The sequence below is a fragment of the Rubrimonas sp. genome, from assembly GCF_036788415.1.
Classification (GTDB): domain Bacteria; phylum Pseudomonadota; class Alphaproteobacteria; order Rhodobacterales; family Rhodobacteraceae; genus Rubrimonas.
Genome location: NZ_DAIQNN010000015.1, coordinates 23,467 through 31,549, shown reverse-complemented (window position 1 = coordinate 31,549; position 8,083 = coordinate 23,467). Strand labels below are relative to the sequence as shown.

Here is an 8,083-nt window from a genome sequence, read left to right as displayed (position 1 = left end):
CCCGCATCACCCCCGTCGCCGCCGGCGCCCGCATCGCCCCCACCGCCTGACATTTTCGCCAGAAGGAGCGCAAAGCCATGATCCGCAACGCAATCCCCGCCGCCGTCGCCGCCCGCATCACCCCGACCTCCGCCGGCGCACGCATCACGCCGACCGCCATCGGCGCGCGCATCACCCCCGCCGCAGCCGGCGCCCGCATCACCCCGACCGCCTGATCGCGGCCCTGCCGCGATGCGACGCGCCGCTGCGCCGGGCCTCGACGCCTTCGCCTGCGACCGCGACGTCAAGCAGCTTCGGGAAGGCGCGCACCGCGCCGCCGCGCTGCAGGAGACGTTGCGCCGGGCCAGAGCCGTCGCTCCGCGCATAGGCCTGACGCGGCTGGGATTTCTGACCGGCCTCGACCATGTGGGCGCGCCGGTCGCCATGGCGGTTCGCCCGAACGCCCGCTCGGCGGCGATCTCGCTGGGCAAGGGCCTGACCGACGATCACGCCGCCGCCTCGGCGCTGATGGAATCCATCGAGTGCTGGCACGCCGAGACGATCGCGCGACCGCTGGTCGCCGCGCCCTCGACGCGCCCGCCGGGCCGCCCGCTCGACCTTTCGCGGCTGCCGCCGCTGACCGAGACCGCCTGGACGTCCGATCTCGAATTCCCGTGGATCGAAGGGGTCGACCTGATGAGCGGCGAATCGCTCTGGGCGCCCTATGAGGTGGTCCACGCCGCCTACACCGCGCCGATGCCGCCGGGCTCGGGCTGCTTCTTCGCCTCGACCAACGGGCTCGCCTCGGGCAACACGCCCACCGAATCGCTCGTGCATGCGATGACGGAAGTGATCGAGCGCGACGCCACCACCCTCTGGATCTTCGCCGACGAAGCCGCGCGCGAATCGCGCCGGATCGATCCCGCCAGCGTCGCCGACCCCGCCTGCCGCAGCCTGATCGACCGATTCGACGCGGCAGGCCTCATGACGGCGATCTGGGAGACGACCTCCGACGTCGGCGTCCCCGCCTTTTTCGTCTGGATCATGGAGCGCGAGGACGGCATCGGCGGCGCAGCGCGTTCGGCGATCGGCCAGGGCTGCCACCTCTACCCCGCCATCGCGCTCTCGCGCGCGCTGACCGAGGCCGCGCAGCACCGCCTCACCGTCATCTCCGGGGCGCGCGACGATCTCGGCGCCGAGGAGTACGAAGCCCCCGACCCCGAAATCCAGGCGCTGCGCCGCCAGCTGCTCGCCGAGGGAGCGACGCCGCGCCGGTTCGTTCCCGCGCCCGCCTTCGCCTCCGACCATCTCGGCGAGGACGCCGCCTTCATCGTCGAGAGGCTCGCGGCGGTCGGCGTGACGGAGGTCTTCGCCCTCGACCTCTCCAAGCCCGAGATCGGCGTCGCCGTCACCCGCGCGGTGATCCCCGGTCTTGAAGGCCCGCACGACCACGCGCGCTACGCCCCCGGCGCCCGCGCGACTGCGGTGATCGAGGCCGCGGCGCAGGTCGAACAGGCCGCCGAGGGGACGCGCGCATGCGCGTGATCGTCTATCTCGGCCCCTCCGCCCCGCTCTCCGCCGCGCGCGCCGTGCTCGACGCCGACTATCGCCCGCCCGTTCGGCATGGCGACATCTGGCGCGCGCTGCGGGACGGCCCGAACGTCATCGCCATCGCCGACGGGATGTTCGAGCAGGTCCCCGCGGTCTGGCACAAGGAAATCCTCGCCGCCCTCGACGCCGGCGTCCACGTCTTCGGCGGCGCGTCCATGGGAGCTCTGCGGGCGGCGGAGCTGCATCCGTTCGGGATGCGTGGGGTGGGGCGCATCTTCGAGGCGTTCCGCGACGGGCTCTGGACCGACGACGACGAAGTCGCCCTGCTGCACGGCCCCGCCGAGGCGGGCTACCCCGCGCTGTCCGCGCCGATGGCGAATGTCCGCTTCACGCTGGCGCGGGCCGAGGCCGACGCCGTTCTCGCCGCAGACGAGGCCGAGACCGTGCTGCGCGCCGCCAAGGCGCTGTTCTACGCGCGCCGCGACTGGCCGGCGATCCTGCGCGCCGCCATCGCCGAGGGTCTGGCGGCGACGCGCGCCGACGCCCTGCGCGACTGGCTGAGGAACGGGCAGGTCGACGCCAAACGCGAGGATGCGCTGGCGATGCTCGCAGCGGTGCGCGACTTCGCGGCGACCGACCCCGGGCCCTTCGCGCCCGATTTCGTCTACGAGCGCACCGACCTCGCCGAGCACGCGCGGCGGCTTGCGCTGGAGGCCGGCTGACGCGCCGCGGCGCTTGCGCGCAATCCGGCCTGCGCCCTTGCGCGCGCGCGTCCATCGGATAGACAGCGCCGTTTCCATGCGACAATCGGAGGGCGTCATGGGCTATCGGGTCGCCGTCGTCGGCGCGACCGGCAATGTCGGGCGCGAAATGCTGAACATCCTCGCCGAGCGCGAGTTCCCGGCGGACGACATCGTCGCGCTGGCCTCGCGGCGGTCGATGGGGACGGAAGTCTCCTTCGGCGAGCGCACGCTCAAGGCGCAGGACCTCGAAGTCTTCGACTTCGCGGGCTGGGACATCGCGCTCTTCGCCATCGGCTCCGAAGCCACCAAGACCTACGCGCCGCGCGCCGCCGCCGCCGGCTGCGTCGTGATCGACAACTCCTCGCTCTACCGCTACGACGCCGACATTCCGCTGATCGTGCCCGAGGTGAACCCCGACGCTGTCATGGGCTACGCCAAGCGCAACATCATCGCCAATCCCAACTGCTCGACGGCGCAGCTCGTGGTGGCGCTGAAGCCGCTGCACGACCGCGCGCGCATCAAGCGAGTGATCGTGGCGACCTATCAGTCGGTCTCCGGCGCGGGCAAGGAGGGGATGGACGAGCTGTGGCGCCAGACCAAGGGCATCTACGTCCCCGGTCAGGAAGTCGAGCCCAAGAAGTTCACCAAGCAGATCGCATTCAACGTCATTCCGCACATCGACGTCTTCATGGAGGACGGCGCCACCAAGGAAGAGTGGAAGATGGTCGCGGAGACCAAGAAAATCCTCGATCCCGCCATAAAGCTGCACGCGACCTGCGTGCGCGTGCCGGTGTTCGTCGGCCATTCCGAGGCGGTCACCATCGAGTTCGAGGAGCCGCTGGAGGATGACGAGGCGCGCGAGATCCTGCGCGAGGCGCCCGGCCTCATGGTGATCGACAAGCGCGAGAACGGCGGCTACGTCACGCCCATCGAATGCGTCGGCGATTTCGCCACCTTCGTGAGCCGCATCCGCGTCGATCCGACCGTGGACAACGGTCTGAGCCTGTGGTGCGTGTCCGACAATCTCCGCAAGGGCGCGGCGCTCAACGCCGTGCAGATCGCCGAGCTTCTGGGGCGGCGCTGCCTCAAGAAGGGCTGAGGGAGGGGCGCGATGTGCGAAGACAAGGTCGCCGCCGCCAAGCGCCTCGTCGAGACCTATCTCGAGCGCTCGATGATCCCCGACCCGGAAGGCGCGGCGGCCTGCGTCGCGCCGGATTTCGAGTTGGTCTTCACCGGAGGGCGGCGATTCTCCGGCCCTGCGGAAAGCGCCGCGTTCAACGCCAAGCGCTACGGATGGATCAAGAAGAAGTTCCTGCGCACCGACGCGGCCCTCGACCCCGAAACCGGCGACGTCCATGTCTACAACACCGGCCATCTCTACGGCGAATGGCCCGACGGGGAGCCCTTCGAGGGCAACCGCTACATGGACTGCTTCGTGGTGCGGGGCGGCATGATCGTGCGGACCGACGTCTGGAACGACAGCGCGGAGCGCATCCTCGCAAAGCACGGCCTCGCCGAAGCGCCGCTCTGAGCGCGACGCCGACCTCGCGCACGCCAGACCCCTTCCCGGCGCCCCGGGCCAAGTCCGGCGTGCGCGCTGCGTTCGGGTCGGCGCGCGGCGGATGTCGGAGGCGGTCGCCGCGCGGGACCTGCCGGCGGCGGATCGCTTCGCGCCGCCTGCTCTCGCGCTCGCCCGCCTCTTCCGGGAAGCCGGGACGATCCTCGCCGCGATCCTGCTCCCCGCGGTCTGTGCGACCCTCGCCCGCATCGATCAGGGGTTCGCCGTGTTCTGCGGAGCGCGGATCGGTCCCTGCGCCTGCGGATCGGCGTCGCAGGCCGTCGGCGCGCAGCGGGCTCCCGCGCCGGCGCGGCTCACCCCTGTTTCAGAACGTCCTCAACCCAGGTCAGCCCCCGCACGGCCTGCGGCAGCCCAAGCGTGCCGATGGCGAGCAGGGCGACCTGCCGGGCGGCGGCGGCGTCGATCCCGTCGGCGGCGGCGCGGCGGGCGTGCGAATGGGTGGCGCCCTCCGACCCCGCCGCGATGGCCAGCGCCAGCTTGACCAGACGGCGCTCGCGCGCGCTCAGCGGCCCGGACTGCGCGCAGGCTTCGCCGAGCGCGGAATAGGCGCGCAGGATCTCGGGATGGCTTCGGGCGAGCGCGCCGAAGGCGCCGGGCAGCGTGTCGGTCATCGGGGTCTCCTCTCCTGCGGGCGTCGACTCAGGTGGTCACGTCGGGCGCGTCGCGGCCGAGCCGCCCCGCGATGTCGGCGATGGCGTGGGCGGCGGCGATGACGTCGGCCAGCGCCGTCTGCGGATCGAGGTCGTGACGCGCGGGGTCGGGCTCGAAGCGCTCGAGATAGACGCGCAGGGTGGCGCCGACCGTCCCCGTGCCAGACAGGCGGAACACCGCGCGGGCGTCCTCGGCGAAGAAGATGCGCACGCCCTGCCTCGACGCCGTGGAGCCGTCCACCGGGTCGGCGTAGGCGAAATCGTCCGCCGCGCTCACCGTCAGCCCGCCGAAGCTCTGGCCTGGCAGATCGGCCAGCCGCGCGCGCAGATCGTCCATCAGCGCCTCGGCCGCCGCCTTGTCCACGCCCTCGAAATCGTGGCGAGTGTAGTAGTCGCGCCCGAATTCGGCCCAGTGCGCCGCCATGATCTCGGCGACCGACTGACGGCGCGCGGCGAGGATGTTGAGCCAGAGCAGCACCGCCCAGAGCCCGTCCTTCTCGCGCACATGGTCCGAGCCTGTCCCTGCGCTCTCCTCGCCGCAGATCGAGGCCATCCCCGCGTCGAGCAGATTGCCGAAGAACTTCCAGCCCGTCGGCGTCTCGAAGGCGGGCACGCCGAGCTTGGCGGCGACGCGGTCGGCGGCGCGGCTCGTGGGCATCGAGCGGGCGATTCCCTTCAACCCCTGCGCGTAGCCCGGCGCGAGATGGGCGTTGGCCGCCAGAACGGCGAGGCTGTCCGAGGGGCTCACGTAGATCCCGCGCCCGAGGATCATGTTGCGGTCGCCGTCGCCGTCGGAGGCGGCGGCGAAATCGGGAGCGCCCTCGCCCATGACCAGATCGACCAGCGGCTTCGCCCAGACCGGGTTCGGGTCGGGATGGCCGCCGCCGAAATCGGGCAGCGGCGTCGCATTGACCACCGTTCCCTCCGACGCGCCGAGTTCGCGCATCAGCGCGGTCGCGTAGGGCCCGGTCACGGCGTGCATCGCGTCGAATCGCATCGTGAAACCCGAGGCGAACAGCCCGCGTATCGCGTCGAAGTCGAACAGCCCGCGCATCAGGCCCGCCCAGGTCTCGACAGGGTCGATCACCTCGACGGCCATCTCGCCGAGTCGCGTCTCGCCGAGCGCGGAGAGGTCGGGGTCGGGCGCGTCGAGGATGTGGTATTCGGAGATCGCCTGCGTGCGCGCGAAGATCGCCTCGGTCACGCTCTCGGGCGCCGGGCCGCCGGCGGGGATGTTGTACTTCACCCCGAAATCGCCCTCCGGCCCGCCCGGATTGTGCGAGGCCGACAGGATCAGCCCGCCATCGGTGCGCCGGTCGCGGATCACGGCGGAGGCGGCGGGGGTGGAGAGGATGCCGTCGCGCCCCACGACGACCCTCGCCGCGCCGTTGGCCGCGGCCATCTTCAGGATCGTCCGCATCGCCTCGGCGTTGAAGTGCCGCCCGTCGCCGCCAAGCGCGAGCGTCTTGCCCGCGACTCCGATCACGTCGAAGACCGACTGGACGAAATTCTCCAGATAGCCGGGCCGCATGAAGACCTGCGTGGTCTGGCGCAGGCCGGAGGTGCCAGGCTTCTGGCCGGCGATGGGTTCGGTGGGGATCGTTCGGACGCTCATCGGGGCTCCTGACGGCGGGCGGGACCGGGCCTGCGCTAGGATCGCCGCAGCCCGGCGCAAGGCGGGGTGGTCGGACAGGTTCTCCACCGCGCAGGGGTGGCGGCGCAACCAGTTCGGATGGCGGTCGATGTCTCCGGGGAGGTTCTGTTGCTCGACCGCGCCGAGCGCGTCGTCGAGCGCCACGGCTACGAGCGCGGACGGGGCCTCGGCGAGCGCGCGGTGCACGGCGTCGGCCAGCGCGTCCTCGTCGTCGCCGTCGAAGTCGCCGACCTCGGCGCGCAACATGCGTTTGAGCTGGGCGATCTCGTGCGAGCGCCAGCCGCGGGCGTGCGAGGCGGCCTCGGCGTCGATCATCCGCAGCCCGGACCGCCAGTCGACGTCGCGCATCCGCCGCCAGCCGCGGATCGTCGGGGTGTCGTGGGTGCCGAAGCTCGCCAGCGTCTCCGACGACCAGCGCCGCGGCGGGCGGAAGCCGTCGCCCTCATGCTCGAACTGCATCACGGCGCAGCCATAGAGCCCGCTCTGCGCCAGAGCCCAGCGCAGCCCGTCGGCCACGACGCCGAGATCCTCGCCGATCACGACGCATCCCGCGCGCGCCGCCTCGAGACGGGTCACCGCGAGCAGCGCCTCGGTCGGCTGGAGCACATAGGCCCCCGGTCCGCCGTCGTCGGGGGCCCAGAAGGCGCGGGCGAAGGCGAGCGCGTGGTCGATGCGGATAAGCCCGGCATGGCGCATCGCGGCGCGCAGCACGGCGCGCAACGGCGCGTAGGCGGCGGCGCGCAGCGCTCCGGGGATCATCGGCGACAGCGCCCAGCGCTGGCCCTGCGGCGCGAAGGCGTCGGGCGGCGAGCCGAGCGAGACGCCGCGCGCGTAAAGCCCGGGCGCCGCCCACACATCCGCCGCGTCGGGCCGCACGCCGAGCGCGAGGTCGAGATAGAGCCCGAGCGCCATGCCGCCCGCCCGCGCCTGCGCCTGCGCCGCGCCGAGCTGCGCATCGGCCAGCCATTGCAGCCACAGATGCCAGAGCGGCTCGTCCGGCTTCTCGGCGGCGAAGGCCCGGGCGCCGGAAGCGTCGGGGCCGGCATAGGCCGCAGGCCAGAGCGGCCAGTCGCGCCCCAGCCGCAGCGACAGCGCCTCGAACAGCGCGAAATCCCCAAGGGCGGCGGGTTGCGCGCCGGCCCAGCTCTCGAAGGCGGCCCGATCGGGATGACCGGGCGGGAGCGCCGCGAAGCGCTCGAACAGCGCGCGCAGCGCCGGCATGGCGGCGGCGTCGCGGGCGTCGCGGCGTGCGAATTCGCCCTGTCGGGCCAGCGCCGCGCCCCCGGCGGCCTCGGCGAGCAGCGCCTGCGCCGCCGCGCATTCGACGAAGCCGGGCGCGCGGTCGGGCGCGATGCAGGCCGGGTCGAGCGCGATCCGGCTCGTCGGCGAATAGGGGCTGATCCCCTCGCAGGCGGCGCCGCGCGCGTGGACCGGGTTGATCCCGAGGAAATCCGCCCCCAGCCCGCCCAGCGCCGCCGCGGCGGCGCCCAGATCGGCGCAGTCGCCCGCGCCGAGGCTGCGCGCGGAATTCAGCGCGTAGAGCGCACCGGTCGCGCCCCAGATGCGGACCCTGCCCGTCCGCTCCTCGACGGACGGCGCGCGCGGCGGGGCGACGACGATCGGGCAGGTCTCCGCGCCGACATGCAGGATGTGGAGCCCTTCCGGCAAGCCGGTCTCGATCAGCGGGCCGCGCCCTTCCAGCGCGCCCCCCGATTCGAGCGCGATGCGCCATTCGGCGCCGCTGGCGAGGCGGATGCGCAGCGGCGCGCCGGGCTCGGCGACGGCCTCCTCGGGCGCGAGGCGCTCGGCGCGGGCGGCGCGGCGGGCCTCGAGCGCCTCCGCCGCCTCGGCGTCGGACGCCGCCGGCAGGCCCATCGCCGCGAGCAGCGCCCGGCGGGCGTCGTCGGTCGTCTCGCGCGCGACGCCG

At 73.0% G+C, this 8,083-nt stretch carries 7 protein-coding genes and 1 pseudogene; 4 read left to right on the top strand and 4 right to left on the bottom strand.

Annotation, left to right across the window (positions count from 1 at the left end; genetic code table 11):
• On the bottom strand, positions 1–199 hold a 199-nt coding region (locus tag V7Q31_RS06105; protein ID WP_333832800.1), incomplete at its 3' end, for a hypothetical protein.
• Positions 200–231: 32 nt separating this feature from the next.
• On the opposite strand from V7Q31_RS06105, the gene V7Q31_RS06100 reads away from it, so the two are divergent.
• The 4 genes from V7Q31_RS06100 to V7Q31_RS06085 all read left to right on the top strand — a co-directional run bounded on the left by V7Q31_RS06100 (position 232) and on the right by V7Q31_RS06085 (position 3,804).
• Positions 232–1,524, top strand: a complete 1,293-nt coding sequence (locus V7Q31_RS06100) for a YcaO-like family protein (protein WP_333832799.1) — start codon at positions 232–234, stop codon at positions 1,522–1,524.
• Positions 1,515–2,252, top strand: a complete 738-nt coding sequence (locus V7Q31_RS06095) for a TfuA-like protein (protein ID WP_333832798.1) — start codon at positions 1,515–1,517, stop codon at positions 2,250–2,252. The genes V7Q31_RS06100 and V7Q31_RS06095 overlap by 10 nt, the downstream gene beginning before the upstream one ends.
• A gap of 97 nt (positions 2,253–2,349) precedes the next feature.
• Positions 2,350–3,372 (top strand): aspartate-semialdehyde dehydrogenase, encoded by a 1,023-nt coding sequence (locus tag V7Q31_RS06090; protein WP_333832797.1) that lies wholly within the window; start codon positions 2,350–2,352, stop codon positions 3,370–3,372.
• 12 nt (positions 3,373–3,384) lie between these two features.
• Complete coding sequence (locus V7Q31_RS06085; protein WP_333832796.1) at positions 3,385–3,804, top strand: nuclear transport factor 2 family protein; 420 nt, start codon at positions 3,385–3,387, stop codon at positions 3,802–3,804.
• A 341-nt stretch (positions 3,805–4,145) separates the two neighbouring features.
• Here the strand turns inward: V7Q31_RS06085 and V7Q31_RS06080 are convergent, their stop codons facing one another.
• The 3 genes and pseudogenes from V7Q31_RS06080 to malQ all read right to left on the bottom strand — a co-directional run.
• Positions 4,146–4,463, bottom strand: coding sequence for a carboxymuconolactone decarboxylase family protein (locus tag V7Q31_RS06080; protein ID WP_333832795.1), 318 nt, complete (start codon positions 4,461–4,463; stop codon positions 4,146–4,148).
• Between the two features lie 28 nt (positions 4,464–4,491).
• The gene (locus V7Q31_RS06075) at positions 4,492–6,117 is read right to left on the bottom strand and encodes an alpha-D-glucose phosphate-specific phosphoglucomutase (protein ID WP_333832822.1); all 1,626 of its coding nucleotides are present in this window, start codon (positions 6,115–6,117) and stop codon (positions 4,492–4,494) included.
• Between the two features lie 108 nt (positions 6,118–6,225).
• Positions 6,226–8,031, bottom strand: a pseudogene (gene malQ / locus V7Q31_RS06070) (4-alpha-glucanotransferase); the annotation flags it as partial.
• Between the last annotated feature and the right edge of the window lie 52 nt (positions 8,032–8,083).